The 25,830-nt window shown below is 69.8% G+C and carries 22 protein-coding genes and 1 pseudogene; 8 read left to right on the top strand and 15 right to left on the bottom strand.

All coding sequences use genetic code 11. The features are described 5' to 3' along the window. Positions 1-55: 55 nt before the first annotated feature. Positions 56-1,306 carry an APC family permease gene (locus ACZ7G3_RS00750; protein WP_470922696.1) on the top strand — a complete coding sequence of 417 codons (1,251 nt, stop codon included), beginning with the start codon at positions 56-58 and terminating at the stop codon, positions 1,304-1,306. Between the two features lie 356 nt (positions 1,307-1,662). On the opposite strand, the gene ACZ7G3_RS00745 is transcribed toward ACZ7G3_RS00750, so the two are convergent. Both ACZ7G3_RS00745 and ACZ7G3_RS00740 read right to left on the bottom strand, forming a co-directional pair. Further along, positions 1,663-2,253 carry an SMI1/KNR4 family protein gene (locus tag ACZ7G3_RS00745; protein WP_426603035.1) on the bottom strand — a complete coding sequence of 197 codons (591 nt, stop codon included), beginning with the start codon at positions 2,251-2,253 and terminating at the stop codon, positions 1,663-1,665. Positions 2,254-2,329: 76 nt separating this feature from the next. Then, positions 2,330-2,644, bottom strand: a complete 315-nt coding sequence (locus ACZ7G3_RS00740) for a YccF domain-containing protein (protein ID WP_470923175.1) — start codon at positions 2,642-2,644, stop codon at positions 2,330-2,332. Between the two features lie 115 nt (positions 2,645-2,759). Between ACZ7G3_RS00740 and ACZ7G3_RS00735 the strand changes: the two genes are divergently transcribed. Continuing rightward, positions 2,760-3,161 carry a YccF domain-containing protein gene (locus ACZ7G3_RS00735; RefSeq protein WP_470922695.1) on the top strand — a complete coding sequence of 134 codons (402 nt, stop codon included), beginning with the start codon at positions 2,760-2,762 and terminating at the stop codon, positions 3,159-3,161. 129 nt (positions 3,162-3,290) lie between these two features. Here ACZ7G3_RS00735 and ACZ7G3_RS00730 read toward each other — a convergent pair whose 3' ends face one another. Beyond that, the gene (locus ACZ7G3_RS00730) at positions 3,291-3,752 is read right to left on the bottom strand and encodes a hypothetical protein (RefSeq protein WP_470922694.1); all 462 of its coding nucleotides are present in this window, start codon (positions 3,750-3,752) and stop codon (positions 3,291-3,293) included. A 235-nt stretch (positions 3,753-3,987) separates the two neighbouring features. Between ACZ7G3_RS00730 and ACZ7G3_RS00725 the strand changes: the two genes are divergently transcribed. Next, positions 3,988-5,955, top strand: coding sequence for a recombinase family protein (locus ACZ7G3_RS00725; RefSeq protein ID WP_470922693.1), 1,968 nt, complete (start codon positions 3,988-3,990; stop codon positions 5,953-5,955). Here the strand turns inward: ACZ7G3_RS00725 and ACZ7G3_RS00720 are convergent. From ACZ7G3_RS00720 to ACZ7G3_RS00665, 12 genes and pseudogenes are all read right to left on the bottom strand, one after another. Next, positions 5,891-6,049: pseudogene (locus ACZ7G3_RS00720) on the bottom strand (YccF domain-containing protein); the annotation flags it as partial. The gene ACZ7G3_RS00725 and the pseudogene ACZ7G3_RS00720 overlap by 65 nt on opposite strands. Continuing rightward, positions 6,046-6,909: a zinc metalloprotease HtpX gene (gene htpX, locus ACZ7G3_RS00715; RefSeq protein WP_351389673.1), complete on the bottom strand. Its 864-nt coding sequence runs from the start codon at positions 6,907-6,909 to the stop codon at positions 6,046-6,048. The pseudogene ACZ7G3_RS00720 and the gene htpX, both read right to left, overlap by 4 nt. Before the next feature lie 263 nt (positions 6,910-7,172). Then, complete coding sequence (locus tag ACZ7G3_RS00710; RefSeq protein WP_470922692.1) at positions 7,173-8,720, bottom strand: NADH-quinone oxidoreductase subunit N; 1,548 nt, start codon at positions 8,718-8,720, stop codon at positions 7,173-7,175. Next, entirely contained in the window at positions 8,717-10,291 is a 1,575-nt protein-coding gene (locus ACZ7G3_RS00705) for a complex I subunit 4 family protein (protein ID WP_426603041.1), read from the bottom strand. The genes ACZ7G3_RS00710 and ACZ7G3_RS00705 overlap by 4 nt, the downstream gene beginning before the upstream one ends. 6 nt (positions 10,292-10,297) lie before the next feature. Further along, positions 10,298-12,292, bottom strand: a complete 1,995-nt coding sequence (locus tag ACZ7G3_RS00700; RefSeq protein WP_470922691.1) for an NADH-quinone oxidoreductase subunit 5 family protein — start codon at positions 12,290-12,292, stop codon at positions 10,298-10,300. Then, positions 12,289-12,681: an NADH-quinone oxidoreductase subunit NuoK gene (gene nuoK, locus ACZ7G3_RS00695; RefSeq protein ID WP_470922690.1), complete on the bottom strand. Its 393-nt coding sequence runs from the start codon at positions 12,679-12,681 to the stop codon at positions 12,289-12,291. The genes ACZ7G3_RS00700 and nuoK overlap by 4 nt, the downstream gene beginning before the upstream one ends. Next, a complete protein-coding gene (locus tag ACZ7G3_RS00690; protein ID WP_470922689.1) occupies positions 12,681-13,418 on the bottom strand; it encodes an NADH-quinone oxidoreductase subunit J family protein in 738 nt (245 codons plus the stop codon). Before ACZ7G3_RS00690 ends, nuoK begins: the two co-directional genes overlap by 1 nt. After that, positions 13,415-14,188, bottom strand: a complete 774-nt coding sequence (locus tag ACZ7G3_RS00685) for a NuoI/complex I 23 kDa subunit family protein (protein WP_470922688.1) — start codon at positions 14,186-14,188, stop codon at positions 13,415-13,417. The genes ACZ7G3_RS00690 and ACZ7G3_RS00685 overlap by 4 nt, the downstream gene beginning before the upstream one ends. Before the next feature lie 2 nt (positions 14,189-14,190). After that, on the bottom strand, positions 14,191-15,159 hold the full coding sequence (locus ACZ7G3_RS00680) for a complex I subunit 1/NuoH family protein (protein WP_470922687.1): 969 nt from the start codon (positions 15,157-15,159) through the stop codon (positions 14,191-14,193). Then, entirely contained in the window at positions 15,156-16,880 is a 1,725-nt protein-coding gene (locus tag ACZ7G3_RS00675) for an NADH-quinone oxidoreductase subunit C (protein ID WP_470922686.1), read from the bottom strand. The genes ACZ7G3_RS00680 and ACZ7G3_RS00675 overlap by 4 nt, the downstream gene beginning before the upstream one ends. Next, positions 16,877-17,530, bottom strand: a complete 654-nt coding sequence (locus ACZ7G3_RS00670) for an NADH-quinone oxidoreductase subunit B (protein WP_470922685.1) — start codon at positions 17,528-17,530, stop codon at positions 16,877-16,879. The genes ACZ7G3_RS00675 and ACZ7G3_RS00670 overlap by 4 nt, the downstream gene beginning before the upstream one ends. Next, positions 17,521-17,976: an NADH-quinone oxidoreductase subunit A gene (locus ACZ7G3_RS00665; protein ID WP_426599821.1), complete on the bottom strand. Its 456-nt coding sequence runs from the start codon at positions 17,974-17,976 to the stop codon at positions 17,521-17,523. Before ACZ7G3_RS00665 ends, ACZ7G3_RS00670 begins: the two co-directional genes overlap by 10 nt. 187 nt (positions 17,977-18,163) lie before the next feature. Between ACZ7G3_RS00665 and ACZ7G3_RS00660 the strand changes: the two genes are divergently transcribed. The 5 genes from ACZ7G3_RS00660 to ACZ7G3_RS00640 all read left to right on the top strand — a co-directional run bounded on the left by ACZ7G3_RS00660 (position 18,164) and on the right by ACZ7G3_RS00640 (position 25,663). Continuing rightward, the gene (locus tag ACZ7G3_RS00660) at positions 18,164-19,393 is read left to right on the top strand and encodes a sensor histidine kinase (RefSeq protein ID WP_470922684.1); all 1,230 of its coding nucleotides are present in this window, start codon (positions 18,164-18,166) and stop codon (positions 19,391-19,393) included. A 413-nt stretch (positions 19,394-19,806) separates the two neighbouring features. Continuing rightward, entirely contained in the window at positions 19,807-21,174 is a 1,368-nt protein-coding gene (locus ACZ7G3_RS00655) for a sensor histidine kinase (RefSeq protein WP_470922683.1), read from the top strand. Positions 21,175-21,721: 547 nt separating this feature from the next. Continuing rightward, positions 21,722-22,381 (top strand): response regulator transcription factor, encoded by a 660-nt coding sequence (locus ACZ7G3_RS00650; RefSeq protein ID WP_470923174.1) that lies wholly within the window; start codon positions 21,722-21,724, stop codon positions 22,379-22,381. A 281-nt stretch (positions 22,382-22,662) separates the two neighbouring features. After that, positions 22,663-24,591, top strand: coding sequence for a 2-oxoacid:acceptor oxidoreductase subunit alpha (locus tag ACZ7G3_RS00645; protein WP_470922682.1), 1,929 nt, complete (start codon positions 22,663-22,665; stop codon positions 24,589-24,591). Then, positions 24,584-25,663 carry a 2-oxoacid:ferredoxin oxidoreductase subunit beta gene (locus tag ACZ7G3_RS00640; RefSeq protein WP_470922681.1) on the top strand — a complete coding sequence of 360 codons (1,080 nt, stop codon included), beginning with the start codon at positions 24,584-24,586 and terminating at the stop codon, positions 25,661-25,663. Before ACZ7G3_RS00645 ends, ACZ7G3_RS00640 begins: the two co-directional genes overlap by 8 nt. Positions 25,664-25,830 lie beyond the last annotated feature (167 nt).

Raw genomic sequence — 25,830 nt, 5'->3', positions numbered from 1 at the left:
CGGGTGGACGTCCCGACCGCGCCCGATGGTTGCTCTGGTCAGTAGGGTGCGACGCATGACACCTGCGGGTTCGGAGTTGCGGCGCACACTCGGCGTGGGCGACGCCGTGGTCGTGGGGCTGGGTTCGATGGTCGGGGCTGGGATCTTCGCGGCCCTGGCTCCCGCGGCCCGCGTAGCCGGGCCGGGGCTGCTGCTCGGTCTCGCCGTGGCCGCCGTCGTCGCCTACTGCAACGCCACGTCGTCGGCACGGCTGGCCGCCCGGTACCCGGCCTCGGGCGGCACGTACGTCTACGGGCGGGAGCGGCTCGGGGCATTCTGGGGGTATCTCGCGGGCTGGTCGTTCATCGTCGGGAAGACGGCCTCCTGCGCTGCCATGGCGCTCACCGTGGGCGCGTACGTCTGGCCCGAGCAGGCGCACGTGGTGGCGGTCGCGGCCGTGGTGGCGCTGACCGCGGTGAACTACGGCGGAATCCAGAAGTCCGCCTGGCTGACGCGGGCGATCGTGGTGGTGGTCCTGGCGGTCCTCGCTTCCGTGGTGGCGGTGTGTCTGGGGTCGGGTCGATCCGATGCCGGGCGGTTGGACATCGGGCTGTCGGGTGGCATCGACGGGGTGTTGCAGGCGGCCGGCCTGCTGTTCTTCGCCTTCGCGGGGTACGCGCGCATCGCGACCCTCGGCGAGGAGGTGCGGGACCCGGAACGGACCATTCCCCGCGCGATCCCGCTGGCTCTGGGCATCGCGCTGGTGGTGTACGGATGTGTCGCGGTGGCTGTCCTTTCCGTGCTGGGCGCGGACGGTCTCGGGCAGGCGACGGCACCACTGGCCGACGCGGTACGGGCGGCCGGTCTGCCCGGGCTGGCGCCGGTCGTGCGGGTGGGCGCCGCCGTGGCCGCGCTGGGCTCGCTGCTTGCGCTGATCCTGGGCGTGTCCCGGACGACGCTGGCCATGGCCCGGGACGGTCACCTGCCCGGGGCACTGGCCGCCGTGCATCCACGTTTTCAGGTGCCGCACCGGGCGGAAGTGGCCGTGGGCGTGGTCGTCGCGGTCCTGGCCGCCACGGTGGACGTACGAGGCGCGATCGGCTTCTCCTCCTTCGGTGTGCTGGTGTACTACGCCGTGGCCAACGCGTCGGCCTGGACGCTGGGCCCGTCGAGAACGGCGCGGGTCGTACCGGCGCTGGGTCTGATCGGGTGCGGGGTGCTCGCGGTCTCCCTTCCGCTGCTTTCGGTGGTCGTAGGTGTGGGTGTGCTGGCGGTGGGCGTGCTGGCGTACTGGGTACGGGGGCGGGAGCGGCGGGTCCCGCGGTAAGGCGAAGGGCAACTCGCGGTCGGTGCCCCCGAGCCTCGCGGTAGGCAGTCTTGGAGGGAGCGGGCATACGTTCGCGGGTCGGCGCTTCTGCGCTTCTGCGTGGACGGCGTTCGGCGAGATCTGCACGGCCTGCGCCCGGGTGGCTTCCGTTCTGGTGGTCGTCGCGACACCCCGGCTCAGGGGACGCCATGGACTCCAGGATCCGGAAAGAACCGGGGCAGAGCCTCACCACGCGCGCTGCTGCCACGTCGACCTGCCAGCATGAGCCCGCGACCTGCAAGCGTGAGCCCGCCATGTGCCGGCCTCTCCGTCCTGATGGGCAGATCAGCTGCCGGGAGCCTGTTGGCCGTCTTGGCTCAGAACACCCGAGTGGGCGTTGTACCCGTCGTGGGCCTTCTCGACGTACGGAGGGGGAAGCCGGTCCACGGGGCCAACTCCGTCCCTTCGCTGGCCTCCTCGTACCAACCCGTGCCGTCGACCCAGGCCCGCAGCCAGTCCGTGAGGCTCGGGGCGTCGACGAACCAGGCGTGGTCGGCGTCACCTGAATTGGGCTCGAAGAGGAGGACCGTGGTCTGCGGGGAGCGGCAGTCCACGCACGCGTACATCGCGCAGCCCCAATGGGATATCGGCAGGACGCCCTCGGGCCAGGGCCAGTCGGGATCCTTCAGGGCGTCCTCGCGGTTGGCGAGGTACTGGGGTACTGCGGCGGGCTCGCCGGAGGGTGGGCTGTCGAGCAGGGGCAGGAGGCCGTACTCCGGGCCGAAGCCACCGTCCCCTATCCGAAGGTAGAGCTCGGCGAGCAGTGGTGGAAGAGCGAACCCCAGAGCGGCCTCGGCGCGTGACAGCCCCGCCCCGTCGAGGGGTTCGGGCAGGGAAGCCCAGCCCCACGGACGGGTGCTGCGTGCCTTGGCGGCCACCCGTGCCAGCAACTGCTCGTTCTCGGTCATGGGTTCATGATGCAGGCCGCCACTGACAATCGAGCGGGCCTGTGGACAACCCTGCGGTTGTGGAGAACGACGGCTCCTACCAGCCGTTCCCTCGCGAGCCGCCGGTGGCCGCGAACGGCTGGTCCGTCCGCACGATCTCGCGTCCCAGCGGGAGCAGCGAGACCGGGATCAGCTTGAAGTTGGCGATGCCGAGGGGGATGCCGATGATCGTGACGCACAGCGCGATGCCGGTGACGATGTGGCCGATGGCAAGCCACCAGCCGGCCAGGACCAGCCAGAGCACGTTGCCTATACAGGAAGGTGCTCCCGCGTCGCGGCGCTCGACCGCTGTGTATCCGAAGGGCCACAGGGCGTAGACGCCGATGCGGAAGGCCGCGATGCCGAACGGAATCGTCTCCGAACGTTCCCGATCGCGCTACAAGGGCTCTGCGGTTCCGTCTGAACGCATGACCTGCTGATACTGATGGAAGCAGGCAGTGCCGACGGACGACCGAGAGGTAGCGATCATGAAGGTGTTCAACCTGCTACTGAATGTGCTGTGGCTCGTCTTCTGTGGCATCTGGATGGCGATCGGCTATCTGATCGCCGCTCTGATCTGCTTCATTTTGATTGTCACCATCCCGTTCGGCATTGCGTCGCTGCGCATCGCCGGATTCGTCCTCTGGCCGTTCGGCCGGACCACTGTGGACCGGCCGGGCGCCGGGGCCGGGTCGTTCGTCGGCAACGTGATCTGGGTGATCTTCGCGGGATGGTGGCTCGCACTGGGCCACCTGCTCACGAGCATCCCTCTGTTCCTGTCGATCATCGGGATTCCCTTCGGATGGGCGAACCTCAAGCTCATCCCCGTCTCGCTGATGCCTCTGGGGCGGGAGGTTGTGCCCACGGACCAGGCGTTCGGTGGCCGTTGAAGCGGCTCGGATCCGACGGACACTGACGCCTCGCAACGGCTTGCTGCTCAGCAGGCGGTTACCAAGGCACAGCAGCATTCGGGCCCCCTTGCCTTCTGACAACGGGGCCCGAGTAGTGAGGCAGCAGAATCAGAACGGAAGCTCTGTCTTGGCCACGCCTCGCTTGATGGTCATGATCTGTTCGTGGAAGTCGCGCGTTGCGGGCTCTCGCGGGTAGCGGGCGCGCAGCTCCTTGTCCAGCTCGTCAGCGACTAAAAGCAGTGATGGCAGAGACTTGCGGTCGGCTTCCAACGCCGTGGTGCCCATGCCAATGGCCTCATCGACCTCGCCTGTGCGGGCGGCGGCTACGCCGAGAGTGAGTCGGGCTTCGGCGGCTCGCATCGGGGAGATCTCGGTTCCGTCCGGGCCGGTGCTGATCCGGATCACTGAGCGTGCGTGGGCGGCGGCGCGCTCGTCATCTCCGAGGAGACGGTAGGCGTCCATCTCGTAAAAGTCCCACTTATCCGGGTCGATGATGAAGTGGTGCTCCGGATGGTCCGGGCGGGGTAGCCGGTCGAGGCGTGCGCGTCCCGCGTCCAGAGAGTCGCGCACAAGGCGGCCGTCTCCCATGCGTGCGGCGGCACGGGCCTTGTGCGCGTACAGCTGTACGCCGACGGAGTGCGTCTGGTCGGCGACGTGCCCGATCTTCGGACCTCGGAGACGCGGTCACCGGAATGTTGCATTAGCTGACAAGGCGACAGATACGGGGAACAATAGAGGAGTTGAAACAGACGCCCCGGCAGCGGCTGCAACCGCCCCGGGGCTGGCCGACTGACTAGGAGTCGACGTGACACATGTAAGCACAGCCCTGCCGTCCTCCGGTGACCCCGGTTCCCCCTATCCCAGCACGTGCGTCTTACGAGCCGTCGATTACCTGCGGGTCTCCACCGAGGAGCAGAAGAAGGGCTACGGAGTAGCCAGGCAGAGCCGGAAAACCATCCGGCACATTGCACACAAGCAGTGGCACCACATCGGCACTTACAAGGATGAAGGAGTATCGGGCTCCCTTGAGGCGGCTGACCGGGGCGACCTCAAACGCCTGATGGAAGACGCCCAGAAGAATCCCCGCCCCTTCGACATCGTCGTGGTCCCTGACGGCCGTGTGATCGGGCGAAAAGGACGGGCCTTCTGGCGCTGGGTTTGGGCCTTGGAGGACATCGGAGTCTACGTCGCCGTGGTTGCCGACGACTACGACAACACAACGTCCGACGGTCGTAAGAAGATGCGCCGGGACGCCGACTACGCCGAGACCGAGTGGGAAACGATCCGCGATCGCACCCAGGGCGGCTTGCAAGAGAAGGCTGAGCTGACCCCGGCCGCGCACATTGGCGGACGGCCCCCGTACGGATACCGCATCGCCGAGAAGGGCACACCCGGCTCGTACCTGATGGTCGACGACGCTGAGGCGAACATCATCCGGTACGTCTACAAACTCGTGGTCGGTGAAGGACTCAATCTGCGCAAGGCCACCATCCGGCTCAACGCGGAAGGGATCACTGCACGGTCCGGACGGGCATGGACCCGCGACAATCTACGTGACCGAGTCATGTCGTCCCCAGTCCTCGACGGCGCCCTTCTGTTTCGTGGCAAGCACGCCAAGACCGACGCAGACGGCACCCCTGTGTGGGGTGAATCCGTCAAGATCGAGTTGCCGAGAATCCTCACTCCGGGGGAAGCCGCAGAACTCCGCCGCAAGGTCGCCGAGACTGCTAAGCACAGCAGCGGTCGGCGTGAGTTCTACCCGCTGACCGGCCGCACGGTCAGTGCCTGCGGCAGGACGTACACAGGCATCAGCCGCGCAGCCGAACGGGACGGCGCACGCTATTACCGGTGCGCAGGCAATGCCCCGAGAAACCCGCGCGAGAAGTCCTGCGGCTGCTCCTACATCGATGCTGACGCGCTTGAAGGGCACGTCTGGCAGAAGGTCATGGAGATCGCGAGCGACAGCACGAAGCTTCAGGAACTGGCCGCAGAGTGGATCGGGACGGCCGACGGTGACAAGTCAGCGCTGGCTGATCGGATCGCTGACCTTGATCGACAGATCGAGGGCATGCACGCATCGATCACAGCCGTCATCGTTGCGACAGCCAAGCAGAGCGCGTCTGCCGAAGCCATCGAGGCCGCTACCGCAGCGCTCAACGAAGAACTTCAACAGCTTAAGAACCTACGCAGCGAAGCGGCCGAATGGCTGATGGAGATCGAGGAGTCTGACCAGTACGCCCAAGACCTCCGAGTGCTCGCCAGCATGGCACGGAAGTCGTTCCCCGACATGACTCCACAGCAGCAAGCAGCGATCCTGTCCCTGCTGGAACTGAAGATCACGGTTACCGGTCCGGTGCCGGACGGGCGACGTGGTGGGGTCCCCTGCACCGCACGAGCCTGGTACGCCGCCGCCGGCCTCGACGTACCTGCGGCGTCGCTGTCTGACGACGACTGGGCCAAGGTCGCACCGCTCCTGCCCAAGGGGCGCATGGGCACCGTTCGGCGCTCTGTGAACGCGATCTTCTACAAAGCGCGCACAGGCAAGTCCTGGCCTGCTGTGATCAAGGAAACCGGCGCCACCATCCAGGCATCGAAGCACTTCAACGCATGGACCTCCGATGACACCTGGGACCGTGTAAACGCCGCCCTGGCGCATGTCGCGCGTGTCCCCCTGCCGGAGCCTGAGCTGCTGCCCCCGATGATCATCGAAGGGCGCGTCGACCCGAGCGCGATGCTGCACCCAGAAGGACGATCCCGAACGGGATTCCGATGATCGTGATACAGAGCAGCGCGCCCGCGACCACATAGCCGAGGAACAGCCAGAAGCCGCTGAACACGAGCCAGATGATGTTGAGGATGGTCTTCACTGGTGACGACCTGCCATCTTTTCGAGTCGGGCGATTCGCTCCGCCATCGGCGGGTGGGTGGAGAACATCTTCGAAAGCCCCTGTCCCGGGCGGAACGGGTTGGCGATCATCATGTGGCTGGCGGTCTCGATCCGGGGCTCGGGGGGCAGCGGAAGCTGTTTCGTGCCGAGTTCGAGTTTGCGCAGGGCGCCGGCGAGGGCGATCGGGTCACCGGTGAGCTGGGCGCCGGAGGCGTCGGCCTCGTACTCCCTGGACCGGCTGATCGCCAGTTGGATGACGGTAGCGGCGAGCGGACCGAGGATCATGATGAGGAGCATGCCCAGCAGACCGGGGCCGTCATCGTCGTTGGAGCGTCCGATCGGGATGAGCCAGGCGAAGTTGACCAGAAACATGATCACTGAGGCGAGTGCGCCGGCGACGGACGAGATCAGGATGTCGCGGTTGTAGACATGGCTCAGCTCGTGGCCGATGACGCCGCGCAACTCGCGCTCGTCGAGCAGGCGCATGATGCCCTCGGTGCAGCACACGGCCGCGTTGCGCGGGTTGCGGCCGGTCGCGAAGGCGTTCGGTGCCTCCGTCGGCGAGATGTACAGACGGGGCATCGGCTGGCGGGCCTGGGTGGAGAGCTCCCGCACCATGCGGTACAGCGCCGGGGCCTCGAACTCGCTGACCGGGCGTGCCCGCATCGCGCGCAGTGCGAGCTTGTCGCTGTTCCAGTACGCGTACGCGTTCGTGCCCAGGGCGACGAGGACGGCGACGACGAGCCCCGCTCGGCCGAAGAAACTGCCGATGACGATGATGAGCGCGGACAGTCCCCCGAGGAGTACTGCGGTCCTGAGCCCGTTGTGCCGGCGGTGCACGGTACGCCCTCCAAGTGGTGCAGCAGGGGAACCCTTTGCTTGCTGGTGTCGCTCGCTGTGGTCGCTTCCTGGTCTTCGAAGCCACCGGTGCCGTGGCATCACGTCCAGTGGACCCTTCTGTACTGGTCAACGCCAGGCGAGAGCCGCCAGTTCCCTGACGCTCGCGTCGGCGTACATGGCCCGTTCGGGTGACGGTCGCGGCGTGCGGCACGCGTGCGTGGAGGCCGGGTACGGCACGCGTGCGTGCCCGAAGCGGCTGCTGCTCAGAAGAGCCCGGTGTCGGCGAAGCGCAGGATCAGCTGGGGTGCTCCCGACAGGGCGACGGCGAGGACCGCGGTCACGGTGATCGCGGCAGTGAGGGGGGCGGGGACGCGGTGCCCGGCGGTCTCTTCCCCGGGGGCCCGGAACAGCAGGGCCGTCCATTGGAGGTAGTAGAACAGCGCGATGACGACGTTGACCGCCATGACGACGGCCAGCCAGCCGAGCCCGGCGTCCACGGCCGCGGAGAACACGGTGACCTTGGCGAAGAGGCCGATGATGCCCGGCGGCAGTCCGGCGAGGCAGAGCAGGAAGAAGGCCAGGAGCAGGGCGGTGAGCGGGTTGGACGCGTACAGGCCGCGGTAGTCGGCGACGCGGTTCAGGGCCCGCGTACGGCCCACCAGCGCGGCCACCGCGAAGGCGCCGAGGTTCACCGCGGCGTACATGAGGGCGTAGGCGACGGTGGAGCCGATCGAGCGTTCCGGTTCGTCGGAGTACGCGGCGGCGGCGATCGGCACCAGGAGGTAGCCGGCCTGCCCGACGGACGACCAGGCGAGCAGGCGTACCGCGCTGTACGCGCGCGTGGCCTGCTGGCGCAGGGCGCCGACGTTCCCGACGGTCATGGTGAGGGCCGCCAGCGCCGCGAGGGCCGGTCCCCAGACGTCGGCGTAGGACGGGAGGGCGATGACCGTGACGAGGATCAGGCCGGAGAAGCCGACCGCCTTGCCGATCACGGACAGGTAGGCGGCGATCGGCAGGGGCGCGCCCACATAGGTGTCGGGCACCCAGAAGTGGAAGGGCACGGCGGCCGTCTTGAAGGCGAAGCCGACGAGGGTGAGGACGACGCCGGTCTGGGCGAGCGTGGTGAGCTGTCCGTCCACGTCCTGGATGCGTTGGGCCACCTGGGTGAGGTAGAGGGTGCCGGTGGAGGCGTACACGAAGCTGATGCCCATGAGGCTGACCGCGGTCGCGGTGACCGAGGACAGGAAGAACTTCAGGGCCGCTTCGGAGGACCGGCGGTCGCCCTGGCGCAGGCCCACGAGGGCGAACGCGGGCAGGGAGGCGACCTCCAGGGCGACGATGAGGGTCGCGAGGTCGCGGGAGGCGGGCAGGAGCGCGGCGCCGGCCGCGGAGGAGAGCAGCAGGAACCAGAACTCGCCCTCGGGGAGTCCGCGGTCGGCGTCCTTCACGGCGGTGACCGAGAGCAGGGCGGTCACCAGGGCGCCGCCGAGCACCAGGAACTGGATGGCGAGGGTGAAGGTGTCCGCGGTGTAGCTGCAGACGTCGGCGTCGCCGGTCAGGCAGAACGTCGAGCGGTCGCCGTTCACCAGGGGCAGCAGCATCAGCGCGGAGGCGGCGAGTCCGGCGACCGAGATCCAGCCGAGCAGCGGCTTGCGGGCGTCCTTGACGAACAGGTCGGTGACGAGGACGGCGAGTCCGACGACCGCCGTGATGGTGGGCGGCGCGATGGCGAGCCAGTCGACGGACTGGACCAGGTTCTGGGCCAGTGGCTGCGCCAGGGCCTCGGCGAGCGGCTGGGCCGGGGAGCTCATCGGGTGCCTCCTGAGAGGAGCTGCTGCACGGCCGGGTCGGTCAGCCCGAGGAGGGTCCTGGGCCACAGTCCGGCGACGACGGTGAGGGCGACGAGCGGCGTCCAGGCGGCGAACTCGTAGGTGCGTACGTCGGTGAGCTTCGGGGCTTCGCGCGGTACGGCGCCCATGCAGACGCGGCGGACCACGATCAGCATGTACGCGGCAGTCAGCAGCGTGCCGAACGCGGCGATCGCCATGAAGGTGAGGAAGGCGGGGCGGCTGAGGTCGTCGTGCGGGTCGAAGGCGCCGAACAGGGCCAGCATCTCGCCCCAGAAGCCGGCCAGACCGGGCAGGCCGAGCGAGGCGACCGCTGCGAAGGCGAGGAGGCCGCCGAGGCGCGGTGCCTTGCCGTACAGGGCGGCGCCGGTCTCCTCCGCGAGGGTGTCGAGGTCGGTGGTGCCCGTGCGGTCCTTGAGGGCGCCGACGACGAAGAAGAGCAGGCCGGTGATGAGGCCGTGGGCGATGTTGGCGAACAGGGCGCCGTTGACTCCGGTCGGGGTCATGGTGGCGATGCCGAGCAGGACGAAGCCCATGTGGCCGACGGAGGAGTAGGCGATGAGGCGCTTGAGGTCGCCCTTCGCGCCCTTCTTGGCGAGGGCCAGGCAGGCCAGGGAGCCGTAGATGATGCCGACGACCGCGAAGGCGGCGAGGTACGGCGCGAACGTGTGGAAGCCGTCCGGAGCGACCGGGAGGAGGATGCGGACGAAACCGTACGTGCCCATCTTCAGCAGGACGCCGGCCAGCAGGACCGAACCGACGGTCGGGGCGGCGGTGTGGGCGTCGGGCAGCCAGCTGTGCAGCGGCCACATCGGGGTCTTGACCGCGAGCCCGATCCCGATCGCCAATACGGCGATGACCTGCACGGATGTGGTCAGCGACCGGCCGTTGTCAGTGGCGAGTGCCACCATGTCGAATGTGCCCGCGCTGAGTCCGACCAGCAGCAGGCCGAGCAGCATGACGACGGAGCCGAGGAGGGTGTAGAGGATGAACTTCCAGGCCGCCCCGGCCCGTCCCTCGCCGCCCCAGCGGGCGATGAGGAAGTACATCGGGATGAGGACCATCTCGAAGGCGAGGAAGAACAGGATCAGGTCGAGGACGGCGAAGGTCGCGAGGGTGCCGGACTCGAGGACGAGCAGCAGGGCGACGAACGCCTTCGGGGACGGGCCCGACGGCATCTTGAAGTACGAGTAGAGCGCGCAGAGGAAGGTCAGCAGCGCGGTCAGGACCAGCAGGGGGAGGGAGATGCCGTCGATGCCGAGGTGGATGCGCACGTCGAGTGCGGGGATCCAGCTGATGTCCGTGCTGGCCTGCATCTTCGACGGATGGTCGTGGTCGAAGCCGAGCACGAGGACGATCGCGGCGACGAGGACGGCACCGGTGACGGTGACGCCGTGCCGCAGGACGGCCTGGTCGGGGGAGTTCCCCTTCAGTCCGGGCGGGGCCGGCAGGAGAGCGGCGGCGGCGCCGATGAGCGGGCCGACGACGACCAATGCCAGAAGGAACTGCATCACGGACTCGTTGATATCGATCACGCCTGCTCACGCTCCCGTGGCGACGAGGACGGCGGCGACCGCGAGGACGACGGTGCCGGCGAGCAGCGCGCTCACATAGGTCTGCACATTGCCGGTCTGGGCACGGCGGACGGCGGTCCCGAGCACACGCGGCAGCGTGCCCGCCCCGCGTACGTAGGTGTCGACGACCTCCCGGTCGAGGAACCGCACGAGACTCGCGCCGGCCTGGACCGGGCGGACGAAGAGGGTCGCGTACACCGCGTCCAGGTGGAAGCCGACGGCCGCGTGCCGGTGCAGCGGGCCCAGCAGGAGCCGTCCGGGGTCGGAGGGATCGGCGGCGGACGCGATGTCTCCGTACGCCGGCTTGTGGCTGGCGATCGCCTCGGCCTCCACGAGCGCGGCGTCGCCCTCCGGGTGGGCGGCGACCGCGCCCAGCGGGGGGCGGGCCGCGAGCGCCGTGGTGTGGCGCCAGGCGGCGTAGGTGACGATGCCGCCGACCAGGGCCACGCCCGTGCCGAGCACGGAGGTGGTGAGGGTCGGGGTGAGGTCGTGGCCGTCGAACCAGTCGGGGAGGAGACGGAAGGCGAGCCCGCCGAGAGCGAGTGACGGGACAGCGAGCAGCCAGAGCACGGCGCTCATGACCACCGGCTGCCGGCCGTGGTCGGGAGCCTCGGCGCCCCGCCCGCGGAAGGCCAGCAGCCACAGGCGTGTCGCGTACGCGGCGGTGAGCAGGGCGGTGACCAGGCCGGCGAGGAGGACGGTCCAGCCTGCGGCGCCGGGAGCGTTCTCGGTGTGGCCGGTGGCGACGTGCTCCGCGACGACGAGGACGGACTCCTTGGAGAAGAAGCCGCTGAAGGGCGGGATCGCGGCGAGGGCGAGCAGCGCCACGGTCATCGTCCAGTAGGCGTCCGGGACGCGGTCGCGCAGGCCCCGCATGCGGGACATGGCGGCCAGCGAGTTGGTGCCGGCGGCGTGGATGATCACGCCGGCGGCGAGGAAGAGCAGCGCCTTGAAGGCGCCGTGGGTGAGGAGGTGGAAGACGGCGGCCCCGCGGTCGCCGGCGGCGAGGGCGCCGGTCATGTAACCGAGCTGGCCGATCGTCGAGTAGGCGAGGACGCGTTTGATGTCGTCCTGGGCGAGTGCGGCGAGCGCCGAGCCGAGCATCGTGACGGCGGCCATGACGGCGAGGACGACCATCGCGGCCCGTGAGGCCTGGAACAGCGGAAGGAGCCGGGCGACGAAGTAGACACCGGCGGCGACCATCGTCGCGGCGTGGATGAGCGCGGAGACGGGTGTCGGGCCCGCCATCGCGTCGGGAAGCCAGGTGTGCAGCGGGAACTGCGCCGACTTGCCCGCCACACCGGCCAGGAGCAGCAGGGCGATCAGCGTCGGGTGGTCGAGCGAGCCGCTCGTGACCGCGCCGAGGATCTTGGTGATGCGGAAGGAGCCGGCCTCGGCGGCCAGCGCCAGCAGGCCGATCAGGAAGGGGACGTCACCGAGCTTGGTCACCAGGAAGGCCTTGAGGGAGGCGGCACGGGCCTCCGAGGTCTCCCAGTAGTGGCCGACCAGGAAGTACGAGCAGATGCCCATGATCTCCCAGCCGACCAGCAGCACCATCAGGTCGCCGGAGTAGACGACGAGGAACATGGCGGAGGTGAAGAGGGAGACGAGAGCGGCGTACGAGGGGTAGCGCGGGTCGTCGCGCAGGTAGCCCGTCGAGTAGATCTGCACGCAGGTGGCGACGCAGCCGACCAGGACGGCGACGAGCGCGGCGAAGCCGTCGATGTGCAGGGCGAGTTCGATGGGGACCGAACCGGTGGGTGTCAGCTCGGTGACGGCGTCGACGGCACGGCCGCCGCCCTGACGGGCCGCCACCAGTACGGCGAGTACGAGCGCCGCCAGGGTCGGCAGGACGGCGAGCGGGCGGACGAAGCCGGGCGCCGAGCGGCCCAGGAGGAGACCGGCGGCTGCCCCGAGGAAGGGGAGGACGGGAACGAGTACGGCGAGGGTGGTCGTGGTCACGCGGTGGCCTCAGCCTTCTCGGCGGCCGGTCCGGTCGCCGACGCGCCGGTGCCGGGGTCCTCGCTGTCGGGGCCCTCGGCGGTGTCGCGGAGCTTGTCGATGTCCGAGGTGCCGCGGTTGCGGTGGACGGCGAGCACGATCGCCAGGCCGATGCCGATCTCGGCGGCCGCGATGGCGATGGTGAACAGGGTCAGGGCCTGGCCGGAGTGCAGGGTCTCCTCGGCTGCCTTGCTGAGCCAGACGTCGAAGGCGACCAGGTTGAGGTTGACGGCGTTGAGCATCAGCTCGACCGACATCAGGACCAGGATCGCGTTGCGACGCGCGAGGACGCCGTACAGGCCCGTGCAGAACAGGAGGGCGGAGAGAACGACGGGATAGGCGAGGTGCATCAGCGGACACCGCCCTTGTCGGAACCGTCCGGGTCTGCCGGCCGGTCGGACTCGGTCGTACGGCTGGTACGGGTCGTACGGCTGGTACCGGTTGCACGGCTGGTACCGGTTGCACGGTTGGTACCGGTTGCACGGGCGTTGTCGGCAGCTGCGCGGTCCGCCTTCGCCTTGCGGGACAGGACGATCGCGCCGACCAGGGCGGCGAGGAGGAGGACTGAGAGGGCCTCGAAGGGAAGGACCCAGTTCTGGAAGAGGCTCGCCCCGGTCACGGCGGTGGAACCGGCGGCCTGGCCGTCCAGGTCGATCCAGGTGGTGCGGAAGGCGTCGACGACGACCCACACCAGGGCCGCGGCGGCGGCAACGGCCACCGTGAGGGCGGCCCAGCGGTTGCCGGAGTCGGCTTCCGGGGACCGGCCGATGGGAGCCCTGGTGAGCATCAGGCCGAACAGGATGAGGACGACGACTGCACCTACGTAGATGAGGACCTGTACCCATGCGATGAACTCGGCGGTGAGCAGGAGGTACTCGACGGCGAGGCCACCGAGGGCCACCACCAGCCACAGGGCGGCGTGGACGAGCTGCCGGGTGGTGACGGTGACGACGGCGGCGCCGAAGGTGACCAGGCCGACGAGGAGGAAGGCGATCTCGACGCCGGTCGGGGAGAGAAAGCCGCGGGATTCGGCGGCCGTGGCCGTGAGGTCCGCGGCAAGGTGACCGGTGGTCGCTGCGAGGGTCATTCCCGGCCCTCCTGCTTCGGCTGGTCCGACGAGGGCTGCGACTGGTCCGGCGTCGGCCCCGGCTGGTCCGGCGTCGGCCCCGGCTGGTCCGGCGTCGGCCCCGGCTGGTCCGGCGTCGGCCCCGGCTGGTCCGGCGTCGGCCCCGGCTGGTCCGTCTGCTGCTTGGAGTCGCCCATCGCGCGGGTGGGCTGCTCGGCGGCGCGGGCCTGCTCGGCGGCGTGCGGTTCGGCCGTCCCGGCCGCTTCCTGCTGGGCGGCCAGTTTGTCAGCGGCCTTGCGGGCGGCGGCGAGTTCCTTGGGTTCCTCCGCGCCGGGGTCGAGGGCGGGCGGGGCCGGGACCGTCCACATCCACTCGCGGAGCTTGTCGCGCTCGTGGGTGAGGTCTCGGATGTCGGTCTCGGAGTACTCGAACTCCGGGGACCAGAACAGGGCGTCGAACGGACAGACCTCGATGCAGATACCGCAGTACATGCACAGAGAGAAGTCGATGGCGAAGCGGTCGAGGACGTTGCGGCTGCGGTCGCGTCCGCCGGGGGTCGCCGCCGGGACCGTCTCCTTGTGGGAGTCGATGTAGATGCACCAGTCCGGGCACTCGCGGGCGCACAGCATGCAGACCGTGCAGTTCTCCTCGAACAGGCCGATCACACCGCGGCTACGGGGCGGGAGCTCGGGCTGGGTGTCCGGGTACTGCTCGGTGACGGTCTTCTTGGTCATCGTGCGGAGGGTGACGGCCAGGCCCTTGGCCAGGCCCGAGCCGGGGATGGGGGGCATGGTTACTGGATCACCACCTTGACGATGCCGGTGAGGGCGATCTGGGCGAGGGAAAGGGGGACGAGGAGGGTCCAGGACAGCTTCTGGAGCTGGTCCGCGCGCAGGCGCGGGTAGGTCACTCGCAGCCAGATCACGACGAAGGCCAGGACGGCCGTCTTCAGCAGGGTCCACACCCAGCCGAGGCCGTCGGCTCCCCAGGGGCCGTGCCAGCCGCCCAGGAAGAGGACGGTGGTCAGGCCGCACAGGACGACGATCCCGGCGTACTCGGCGAGGAGGAACAGGGCGAAGCGCAGACCGGTGTACTCGGTGTAGGCACCGAAGATGATCTCGGAGTCGGCGACGGGCATGTCGAACGGGGGCCGTTGCAGTTCGGCCAGCCCGGCGACGAAGAAGACGATCGCGCCCACGATCTGCCAGGGCAGCCACCACCACTCGAAGGCGTCGAGGATGCCGACGAGCGAGACCGTGCCGGCCGCCATCGCCACGGAGGCGGCGGTGAGCAGCATCGGGAGTTCGTACGCGAGGAGCTGGGCGGCGGTGCGCAGGCCGCCAAGGAGGGAAAACTTGTTGGCGGAGGACCAGCCGGCCATGAGCGAGCCGAGAACGCCCACGCCCATGACGGCGAGAACGAAGAAGATGCCCGCGTCGACTACCTGACCGACCGCGCCCTCTCCGGGGCCGATGGGGATGGCCAGGAGAACCAGCAGGTACGGCAGGAGGGCCACGGCGGGGGCCAGCTGGAAGATACGGCGGTCCGCGTCGGCGGGGACCACGTCCTCCTTCTGCGCGAACTTCACCCCGTCCGCGACGAGCTGGGCCCAGCCGTGGAAGCCACCGGCGTGCATCGGGCCCAGGCGGCCCTGCATGTGGGCCATCACCTTGTGCTCGGTCTGGCCCACGATCAGGGGGAAGGTGAGGAAGACGACGAAAACGATCAGAAGGCGCAGGGTGACGTCGAGCGCGTCGTTCACTGCTGACCTCCTGAGGAGTTCGGGCGGTTCTGGTTCTGGGGCGTGTCGGAGGCGGACGGGGTATCGGTGTCGTCGGGTGCCTGGGGCTCGCCGTTGGGGCCGGGCTCGCCCGACGGCACAGGCTCGTCCGAAGAGGCAGGCTCCCCCGACGGCACAGGCTCAGCCGAAGCCGCAGGCTCATCCGGAGAGGCAGGCTCGCCCGAAGCATCGGGAGTGTCGGAGGTGCCGGGCTCGGGCCGGGTTTCGGTGGCTTCGCGCGCCTCGGGGCTTGGAGCCGCCTCCGGCCTCGGAGCCGGCTTGAGGCTTGGCGGTGCCTCGGCGCCCTGCCCGGCTTCCGGTTCCTGGCCCTGCGCAGCTTCCGGTTCCTGGCCCTGCGCAGCTTCCGGTTCCTGGCCCTGCTCGGGTCCCGGTTTCTGGCCTTGTCCTGGTTCCGGTTCCTGCCCCCGCCCTGCCTCGTCGAAGGCGGGACGGGCGTGGTGCCATGGGGCGTCCGGGCTGCGGGGTGCGGCGGGGGTCGCCTTCGGGGCCGGTTCGTCGGTGGTCGGGGTCGTGGCAGCGTCGTCCCCGACGGGGATGGGGCCGACGACCGTCTCGTCCGCCGCCCCGGCGCCCGAGGCGGAGGCGGCGCGCTGGCTCGCTGAGCCCTCCGACGCGCTCCGGGTACGCCGGGAAGCCGCGGTGCCGCCCGATCCGGCCCGCTGCGACGCCGCGTCTTCACCGGCGCTGCGGGCACGTCCAGTCCGCGGGGCCGCCGACCCGCCGCCGTCCAGCCCAGCCGAGCCCCGCTCTACCGAGCCCTGCCCAGCCGAGCCCCGCCCGGCCGAGCCCTGCCCAGCCGCAGTCTCCGCGGCGGGCTCGTCCGTCGGAGCGCCCGCCCGCTGGGATGCGGAGCCCTCGCTCGCGCTCCGCGCACGCCTGACCGGCGGGGCAGCCGAGTGCTCGGCAGCGGGGGGCGTCTGACTGACGGAGCCCTCCGCGGCCGTGCGGGAACGGCGAGGAGAAGCCGGAGTGTCGGCACCGGATGCCGTCTGACTGGCGGAGCCTTCGGTGGCCGTGCGGGTGCGACGGGGCGGGCGGTCACCTGCCGCGCGGGCCGGGCGCTCCCCCGCCGCACGCCCCGCCCCGCGTGCCGGGCGGCCCGGAGCGGGGGGCAGCTGGCCTTTCAGCGGGCCCCACTCGTTGGGATCGGGGACGCCTGGCGGCAGCATCTGACGGCGCCGGGGACCGCCGTGGTCGGACTCGCCCGGCTCCTTGGCCCCGGGCCAGGCCTTGGCCACGCGGGCGGCGAGGACGAAGTCCTTCCGCAGGGGGTGGCCCTCGAAACCCTCCGGCAGGAGCAGGTGGTCCAGCGCGGGGTGGTCTTCGAAGACGACGCCGAACATCTCGTGGGTCTCGCGCTCGTGCCAGGCCGCACCCGCGTACACCGCGACGGCGGTGGGCAGCACTGGGGACTCGTGCGGAACCGTCGTGCGCACCAGCAGTCGGCGCACCGGTCCGAGAGCCACGACATGCGCCGCGACGCGAAAACCCGTGCCCGGTTCGTCGACCGCGCTCAGCCAGTCGAAGTACGTGCAGCCCACCCGGTCGCGGGCGGTCTCCAGGGCGGAGATCCAGGACGCCGGCGGCACGTCCACGGTGAGGACGTCGTACATTTCCTCGGCCGTGGCCTCCGTGCCGAAGAGTTCCTCGGCGTCGGCGGGCAGCCAGCCGACCGCGGTCATCGCGCCTCCCCCGGGTCCGAGGCCCGCTCCCCGGCGGAGTCCGGGGCGGGGGCGGTTTCGGGAGCGGTGTCAGGAGCCGGCGGTCGCACGAGGCCGCTCCGCAGTGCGGCCGCCGACGGCCGCGGCGGGCTGCCGTACCGCTCCCCCAGCGACTCCCGGGCGATCTTCTCCTGGAGCTTCAGGATCCCCTGGAGCAACGCCTCGGGGCGCGGCGGGCAGCCGGGAACGTAGACGTCGACCGGGATGATCTGGTCGACGCCCTTCGTCACGGAGTAGGAGTCCCAGTAGGGGCCGCCGCAGTTGGAGCAGGCGCCGAAGGAGATGACGTACTTCGGCTCCGGCATCTGTTCGTACAGGCGCTTGACGGCCGGCGCCATCTTGTCGGTCACCGTGCCCGAGACCACCATCAGGTCGGCCTGGCGGGGGCCCGGCGCGAACGGGATGACGCCGAGCCGGATGAAGTCGTGGCGGGCCATCGACGCGGCGATGAACTCGATCGCGCAGCAGGCGAGGCCGAAGTTGAAGACCCAGAGGGAGTACCGGCGGCCCCAGTTCAGGACCACCTTCATGGGCTCGGGGGCGAGGCGTGCGAGCGCGCCCAGCCTCTTGGGCTCGGGAAGGAGCACGGGTTCGGAGGGGTTCACGTCCATGACAGGACGCCCTTCTTGTATGCGTACAACAGCCCTACGGCGAGGAAGCCGAGGAAGATGAACATCTCCACGAGGGTCGTCGCGCCGTAACCGGGGTCGGCGAAGACCGTCGCCCAGGGGAACAGGAAGATCGAGTCGACCGCGAAGATGACGTACAGAAAAGCGTAGACGTAGTAGCGGACCTGAGTGTGGGCCCAGCCCTCGCCGACGGGGTCGACACCGCACTCGTACGTCAGCAGCTTCTCGGGCGTCGGGACCACCGGCCGCAGCAGGCGCCCGGCTCCGAAGGCGACGGCGACGAAGAGCACGCCCACGAGGGCGAGCAGTCCGACGACCGAGTAGGACTGGAAATAGTCGGCGGCCAGCTCGACGGTCGCGTCATCGACGGTGGTGTCAGCGACGGTCACATGGACGGCGCTCACATCGCCGACGGTCGGTTCCGGCACCTGCGTCCCTCGCTCCCTGTCCCGAACGCTGCTGTTCGACGATCTGTACGCACGGGAGTCTAGGGCCTGATAAAGAGACGGTAAGCAGCCCGTCGCACCTTTGGACGTGAGGGGTGGGGTTTTCCTCAGTGCGTTCCGGCGGTCCACCTCATGGCGCGGCGCCGCTCCGCACGGCACGCTGACTCGTATGACCGAACGTCTCTCGACACCGACCCCTGCCGGTAACACCGGCGCAGCGCCCGGTGACCGCCCGCCGCCGGCGCGTTTCGCCTACGACTGGCACACCTGGAAGGAGATCTCCCACCTGCTGGCGAATCTCCCGGCGTCGCTGCTCGCATTCACTTACGTCGTGACGATGCTGGCCGTCGGCGTCGGGTTGACGGTCACGGTGATCGGGTTCCCGCTGCTGGCGGCCGGGCTGCTGGGCGCACGGCAGTTGGGCAAGCTGGAGCGGGCGCGGGCGCGGGCACTGCTCGGGGTGCGGGTGGACGAACCGAGCCGGTTGCCGTGGCGGAAGGGGGACGGGCTCTTCGCACAGTTGTGGATGTCGTTGAAGGACCCGGTGGGCTGGCGCACCGTCCTGTACGACTTCATACGGCTCCCCTGGGGCATCCTCACCTTCGTCATCACGTTGACGTCGCTGTTCGTGCTGTGGCCGGTACTGCCGTTCATCGCTCGGGGCCTGGCCAACGCCGACCGGGCGATGGTGCGCGGACTGTTGTCCCCGTCCGACGAGCTGGAACGGCGGATCGCCGAGCTGGAGTCGGACCGGGGGGTCGTGGTGGACACGGCGGCGGCCGACCTGCGCCGCATCGAACGCGACCTGCACGACGGAGCACAGGCCCGCCTGGTCAACCTGGCCATGGGACTGGGCCTGGCCAAGGAGAAGCTCCTGGAGGACCCCGACGCGGCGGCGGCCATGGTCGACGAGGCGCACGGCGAGGTGAAGCTGGCCCTGCAGGAGCTGCGGGACCTGGCCCGGGGCATCCACCCCGCCGTCCTGACCGACCGCGGCCTGGACGCGGCGCTCTCCTCGGTCGCCTCCCGCTGCACCGTGCCGGTCAAGGTGACCGTCGACCTGGCGGAGCGCCCCGCGGCGGCCATCGAGGGCATCGCCTACTTCACCGTCTCGGAACTGCTGCAGAACATCAGCAAGCACAGTGGGGCGAAGTCCGCGTCCGTGGAGGTGTGGCGGTCGTCCGACCGACTGCTCATACAGGTGGGGGACGACGGCCGCGGAGGCGCACGCCTCGACGGCGGTACGGGGATGAAGGGCCTCGCCGAACGGCTGACAGCCGTCGACGGCCTCTTCGTCGTCGACTCACCCGAGGGCGGCCCGACAGCAGTCACGGCCGAGCTGCCGTGGCGCGACCGCGAGGAGGCCCGGGACACCTCCCGCGCCTCCACTACGAGGTAACGGACCACGAGACCACTGAGTGGACCGCCCGCCCCGACGACCGGCGAGGGGGCAGGTCGGTCACCGCCGAGACCGACGGGCACCCCCGGACACCGCCGAGACCGACGGGGGCAGCTCGGACACCACCGACCAATGGCCAGACGGCAGGGGCACACCCCGCTCCATCCCCATCCTCCAGCCCCATACCCATCCCCCGGCCTCATCCCCCAGCCCCACCCGCGTCCGCGTCCGCGTCCGCGCCCAACCCCATCGGCATTCCCACCTCCGTGCACATCCCCCTCTTTCGCCGCCCCTCGGGGGTGGGGAAAACCCCCCTCTTGAGACGCCGACGAGCTCCATGGCCCGTGAGTGTGCGGTCGAGGAGGGTGGAGTTACGACAGCACAGCCGTAGGACGAGGAGAAGGACGGCACCGATGGCCACGGAACACGGACAGAGTTACGGGTTCGGGAGCGGGCTCGACTTCCCTGGAGGCACCGGTGCGAGGCGTCACCGGCTGCCGGCAGGGCTGCGGGCACCGTTCGAGGCACGCAGTTGGCGGGAATTCGGCTACGTGCTGCTGAGCCTGCCGATCGGCATCCTGCTCTTCACGTACGCCGTCACGATGATGTCGCTGGGAGCGGGCCTGCTGGTGACGTTCCTGGGCGTCCCGGTACTGGCGGCGGCCCTTGCCGGATGCCGTGCCCTCGGCGCGATGGAACGGGCGCGGGCCCGCGCCCTGCTGGGTCTCGAGGTGTCCGACCCGGAGCCGCTGCGAATGAAGAAGCAGGGCGCGATGGGCTGGATGGGAGCCGTACTCAAGAGCGGCACCTCCTGGCGGAGCGTGCTGTACGCGATACTGCAGTTCCCGTGGTCGGTGTTCTCGTTCGTCGTCGCCGTCAACGTCTGGGCTTTCGGCTGGGCGATGCTGACATACCCGCTGTGGTTCTGGGTGTTCCCGATGTACGTCGGCCAGGACGGTCTCCAGCTCTACGGCGACCAGACGCACCGGGTCTACTTGGACAATCCCTTCGAGATCACCGTGACCGCGATGGTCGGCCTTCTGTTCACGCTGGCGACGCCGTGGATCGTCCGGGCCCTGACGACGGTGGACCGGTTGATGGTGCACGGGCTGCTCGGGCCGTCGCGGCTGGCGACGCGGGTGGTGGAGCTGGAGTCGGGCCGGGGGGTCGTGGTGGACACGGCGGCGGCCGACCTGCGCCGCATCGAACGCGACCTGCACGACGGAGCACAGGCCCGCCTCGTCAACCTGGCCATGGATCTGGGCCTGGCCAAGGAGAAGCTGAGGGAGGACCCGCAGGCGGCGGCGGTCATGGTGGACGAGGCGCACGGCGAGGTGAAGACGGCGCTCCAGGAGCTGCGGGACCTGGCCCGGGGCATCCACCCCGCCGTCCTGACCGACCGCGGCCTGGACGCGGCGCTCTCCTCGGTCGCCTCCCGCTGCGCCGTACCGGTGCGGGTTGAGGTCGACCTGGTGGAGCGGCCGGCGTCGGCGATCGAGGGCATCGCGTACTTCACCGTCTCGGAGCTGCTGCAGAACATCAGCAAGCATGCGCGGGCCACGTCGGCCGCCGTGGAGGTCTGGCGGGTGGAGAACCGGCTGATGCTCCAGGTCGTGGACAACGGCGTGGGCGGGGCGGCCGTGGGGGCCGGGTCGGGGCTGGCGGGACTGGCGGAGCGGCTCGACGCGGTGGACGGCATCCTCGTGGTGGACTCACCGGCCGGCGGGCCGACGCGGGTGACGGCGGAGCTGCCGTGGCGGAACGAGCCGGTGGCCGGGTGAGCCGCCACGTGGCGCACCACTGACACCCCCGCGCCGCACCGCATGCTCCACGCCACGTCACGTCCGCCACGCCACGCTCGCCACGTCGCGCCGTCGCGCCGTCGCGCCGTCGCGCCGTGGCGCCGTGGCGCCGTGGCGTCGTCGCGTCGTCGCGTCGTCGCGTCGTCGCGTCGTGGCGTCGTGGCGTCGTGGCGTCGTCGCGTCGTGGCGTCGTGGCGTCGTCGCGTCGTCGCGTCGTCGCGTCGTGGCGTCGTGGCGTCGTGGCGTCGTGGCACGTCGTAGGTCGTGTCGCGCCGTCGGCCAATAACGCCGGACCCCTATTCTCCCCCTCCCTCCCCCTCCCCCCGGGACCCCGACGGCGTGATCGGAAACCGGCCACCGAGCAGCCGGACCCGGACTGACCCATCGCTCTTCCCGTTGCCCGAACCCATCCGGCCCCCGATGGTGGAATGCTGGACCTGTCGCACGGACGGTTCGTGGACGCGGCACGGGCCGCGCGGGCCACGCGACGACAGGCTGTGGGGGGCCGAAGATCGTGGAGGACAGGGTGCGGGTGGTCATCGCCGAGGATTCAGTGCTGCTCAGAGAGGGGCTGACCCGGTTGCTGACCGACCGCGGGCACGACGTCGTCGCCGGTGTCGGTGACGGTGTGGCACTGATCAAGACCATCACCGAGCTGGACGCGCAGGGCGAGCTGCCGGACGTCGTGGTGGCGGACGTACGGATGCCGCCGACACACACCGACGAGGGTGTGCGCGCATCGGTGCAGCTGCGCAAGGCACACCCCGGTCTCGGCGTACTGGTGCTGTCGCAGTACGTGGAGGAACGCTACGCAACGGAACTGCTGGCCGGTTCGAGTCGCGGCGTCGGCTACCTGCTCAAGGACCGGGTGGCCGAGGTGCGGGAGTTCGTGGACGCGGTGGTGCGCGTGGCGCAGGGCGGTACGGCCCTGGATCCGGAGGTGGTCGCTCAGTTGCTCGGGCGCAGCCGCAAGCAGGACGTCCTCGCGGGGCTGACCCCGCGGGAGCGGGAGGTTCTGGGCCTCATGGCCGAGGGCCGGACCAACTCGGCGATCGCCCGGCAGCTCGTCGTGAGCGACGGGGCCGTCGAGAAGCACGTCAGCAACATCTTCATGAAGCTGGGTCTGTCCCCGAGCGACGGTGATCACCGTCGGGTACTGGCCGTACTCACGTATCTCAATTCCTGACATCAGCAGCCCACACCTCGGAACCAGCCGTCGGTCCCGGCGGACCGGCTGCCTGTCCGAGCGCACGAGAAGCCGAAGTACGAACAGGGTGCGTCTGCACGGAAGTCACGAGGGTCGGAGGGCTGGAAAACCATGGAATACCAGGGCGGCGGGCCATCGGGAAGTCGTGTCCATCATGCGAATGTCCACCGGAAGTCAACCCCTGCGGACGTAGGGTTGATGCTGGGACGGTCGGTGGGAGACCAGTCCCCTGACAGCCGCCTCGAGGGAGGTCCAGTTCAGTGACCAGCCAGGTCAGCAGCCCAGCGGAGCAGGCCGACGGAACCGTCGTGGGAGAGCAGCGCAAACCGGTCGGGGCGAAGGACGTCCGCCGGCTGGACCGGGTGATCATCCGGTTCGCGGGGGACTCGGGCGACGGGATGCAGCTCACCGGCGACCGTTTCACCTCGGAGACCGCGTCGTTCGGCAACGACCTGTCGACGCTGCCGAACTTCCCCGCCGAGATCCGGGCACCCGCCGGCACCCTGCCGGGTGTCTCGTCGTTCCAGTTGCACTTCGCCGACCACGACATCCTCACCCCCGGTGACGCACCCAACGTGCTGGTCGCGATGAACCCGGCCGCGCTGAAGGCGAACATCGACGACCTGCCGCGCGGTGCGGAGATCATCGTCAACACGGACGAGTTCACCAAGCGGGCGATGCAGAAGGTCGGTTACGACTCGTCGCCGCTGGAGGACGGTTCCCTCGACGGCTACCACCTGCACCCGGTGCCGCTGACCACTCTGACCGTCGAGGCACTCAAGGAGTTCGACCTCACCCGCAAGGAGGCCGAGCGCAGCAAGAACATGTTCGCGCTCGGGCTGCTGAGCTGGATGTACCACCGGCCCACCGAGGGCACGGAGAAGTTCCTGAAGGCCAAGTTCGCGAAGAAGCCCGACATCGCCGCGGCGAACATCGCCGCGTACCGGGCGGGCTGGAACTTCGGTGAGACCACGGAGGACTTCGCGGTCTCCTACGAGGTGGCTCCGGCGTCCACGGCTTTCCCGCCGGGCGTATACCGCAACATCTCCGGGAACCTGGCGCTGGCCTACGGCCTGATCGCCGCCTCCCACCAGGCCGACCTGCCCCTCTTCCTCGGCTCCTACCCCATCACCCCCGCGTCGGACATCCTGCACGAGCTGAGCCGGCACAAGAACTTCGGCGTGCGGACCTTCCAGGCCGAGGACGAGATCGCCGGTATCGGCGCCGCGCTGGGTGCCGCCTTCGGCGGATCACTCGCCGTCACCACCACCAGCGGCCCCGGTGTGGCACTGAAGTCCGAGACGATCGGGCTCGCGGTCTCACTCGAGCTGCCGCTGCTGGTCGTGGACATCCAGCGCGGCGGCCCCTCGACCGGTCTGCCCACCAAGACCGAGCAGGCCGACCTCTTGCAGGCGATGTACGGGCGCAACGGAGAGGCGCCGGTCCCCGTCGTCGCCCCGCGCACCCCGGCCGACTGCTTCGACGCCGCGCTGGAGGCCGCGCGGATCGCGCTGACCTACCGCACCCCGGTCTTCCTCCTCTCGGACGGCTACCTCGCCAACGGCAGCGAGCCGTGGCGGATCCCGGAGCCGGACGAGCTGCCGGACCTCGCGGTGCAGTTCACCCAGGGCCCGAACCACACGCTGGACGACGGCACCGAGGTGTTCTGGCCGTACAAACGCGACCCGCACACCCTCGCCCGTCCCTGGGCCGTGCCGGGCACCCCCGGGCTGGAGCACCGGATCGGCGGCATCGAGAAGCAGGACGGCACCGGGAACATCTCGTACGACCCGGCCAACCACGACTTCATGGTCCGCACCCGCCAGGCCAAGATCGACGGCATCGACGTCCCCGGCCTGGAGGTCGATGACCCGGACGAGGCGCGGACCCTGGTCCTGGGCTGGGGTTCGACGTACGGGCCCATCACCGCCGCCGTGCGCCGGCTGCGCAGCGCGGGGGAGGCGATCGCGCAGGCGCACCTGCGTCATCTCAACCCCTTCCCGCACGACCTCGGCACGGTGTTGGAAAGGTACGACAAGGTCGTGATCCCCGAGATGAACCTCGGCCAGCTCGCCACCCTCGTCCGGGCCAGGTATCTGGTCGACGCCCAGTCGTACACCCAGGTCAACGGCATGCCGTTCAAGGCGGAGCAGCTCGCCACGGTCCTGAAGGAGGCCATCGATGGCTGAGACGTCCACGGAGGGAACAGGCACGATCGAGGCGCTTTCCCTCGTCCCCAGGGCAGAGGGCAAGCAGTCCATGAAGGACTTCAAGTCCGATCAGGAAGTCCGCTGGTGCCCGGGCTGCGGCGACTACGCCATCCTCGCCGCCGTGCAGGGCTTCATGCCCCAGCTCGGCCTGGCGAAGGAGAACATCGTCTTCGTCTCCGGCATCGGCTGCTCCTCCCGGTTCCCGTACTACATGAACACCTACGGGATGCACTCCATCCACGGCCGCGCCCCCGCCATCGCCACCGGCCTGGCCACCTCCCGCCGCGACCTGTCCGTCTGGGTCGTCACCGGCGACGGCGACGCCCTCTCCATCGGTGGCAACCACCTGATCCACGCCCTGCGCCGCAACGTCAACCTCAAGATCCTCCTCTTCAACAACCGGATCTACGGCCTGACCAAGGGCCAGTACTCCCCCACCTCCGAAGTCGGCAAGATCACCAAGTCGACCCCGATGGGCTCCCTGGACGCACCCTTCAACCCGGTCTCCCTGGCGATCGGTGCGGAAGCCTCCTTCGTCGCCCGCACCGTCGACTCCGACCGCAAACACCTCACCGAGGTCCTGCGCCAGGCCGCCGAGCACCCCGGCACCGCCCTGATCGAGATCTACCAGAACTGCAACATCTTCAACGACGGCGCCTTCGAAGCCCTCAAGGACAAGCAGCGGGCCGAGGAAGCCGTGATCCGCCTGGAACACGGGCAGCCCATCCGCTTCGGCACCGGCGCGGGGAAGGGCGTCGTCCGCGACCCGGCCACCGGCGACCTGAAGGTCGTCACCGTCACCGCCGACAACGAAGCCGACATCCTGGTCCACGACGCCCACGCCGCATCCCCCACCACCGCCTTCGCCCTCTCCCGCCTCGCGGACCCCGACACCCTGCACCACACCCCCATCGGCGTGCTGCGCTCCGTCGACCGGCCCGTCTACGACACCCAGATGTCCGACCAGCTCGACCAGGCCATCGAGCGAGACGGCAAGGGTGACCTCGCCGCTCTGCTGGCCGGCGGCGACACCTGGACAGTCGTCGGCTGAGACCGGCGGCGGTTCGCACCCAGGGAAGAGGCCCGGACGATTCCGTCCGGGCCTCTTCCCGTGCCATGCCATGCATGCCATCAGGGCTCCACTGCGCGGCTCCACCACTCCGCCGACTTACCTTCACGTAAGTAACTTACTGCAAAGTGGGCACTTTCCAGAAGTAA

It is taken from the genome of Streptomyces sp. NPDC037271 (assembly GCF_055603605.1).
Note: the sequence above shows the minus strand (reverse complement) of the source record. Positions and strands in the feature narration are given on the sequence as shown.

Excerpts from the sequence above, each read along its gene's own strand:
- ACZ7G3_RS00745 (WP_426603035.1), bottom strand. The coding sequence starts at position 2,253 with ATGACCGAGAACGAGCAGTTGCTGGCACGGGTGGCCGCCAAGGCACGC.
- ACZ7G3_RS00685 (WP_470922688.1), bottom strand. The coding sequence starts at position 14,188 with ATGCCCCCCATCCCCGGCTCGGGCCTGGCCAAGGGCCTGGCCGTCACC.
- ACZ7G3_RS00675 (WP_470922686.1), bottom strand. The coding sequence starts at position 16,880 with ATGACCGCGGTCGGCTGGCTGCCCGCCGACGCCGAGGAACTCTTCGGC.
- ACZ7G3_RS00735 (WP_470922695.1), top strand. The coding sequence starts at position 2,760 with ATGAAGGTGTTCAACCTGCTACTGAATGTGCTGTGGCTCGTCTTCTGT.
- ACZ7G3_RS00640 (WP_470922681.1), top strand. The coding sequence starts at position 24,584 with ATGGCTGAGACGTCCACGGAGGGAACAGGCACGATCGAGGCGCTTTCC.
- ACZ7G3_RS00750 (WP_470922696.1), top strand. The coding sequence starts at position 56 with ATGACACCTGCGGGTTCGGAGTTGCGGCGCACACTCGGCGTGGGCGAC.
- nuoK (WP_470922690.1), bottom strand. The coding sequence starts at position 12,681 with ATGCACCTCGCCTATCCCGTCGTTCTCTCCGCCCTCCTGTTCTGCACG.
- ACZ7G3_RS00655 (WP_470922683.1), top strand. The coding sequence starts at position 19,807 with ATGGCCACGGAACACGGACAGAGTTACGGGTTCGGGAGCGGGCTCGAC.
- ACZ7G3_RS00710 (WP_470922692.1), bottom strand. The coding sequence starts at position 8,720 with ATGAGCTCCCCGGCCCAGCCGCTCGCCGAGGCCCTGGCGCAGCCACTG.
- ACZ7G3_RS00660 (WP_470922684.1), top strand. The coding sequence starts at position 18,164 with ATGACCGAACGTCTCTCGACACCGACCCCTGCCGGTAACACCGGCGCA.
- ACZ7G3_RS00670 (WP_470922685.1), bottom strand. The coding sequence starts at position 17,530 with ATGGACGTGAACCCCTCCGAACCCGTGCTCCTTCCCGAGCCCAAGAGG.
- ACZ7G3_RS00690 (WP_470922689.1), bottom strand. The coding sequence starts at position 13,418 with ATGACCCTCGCAGCGACCACCGGTCACCTTGCCGCGGACCTCACGGCC.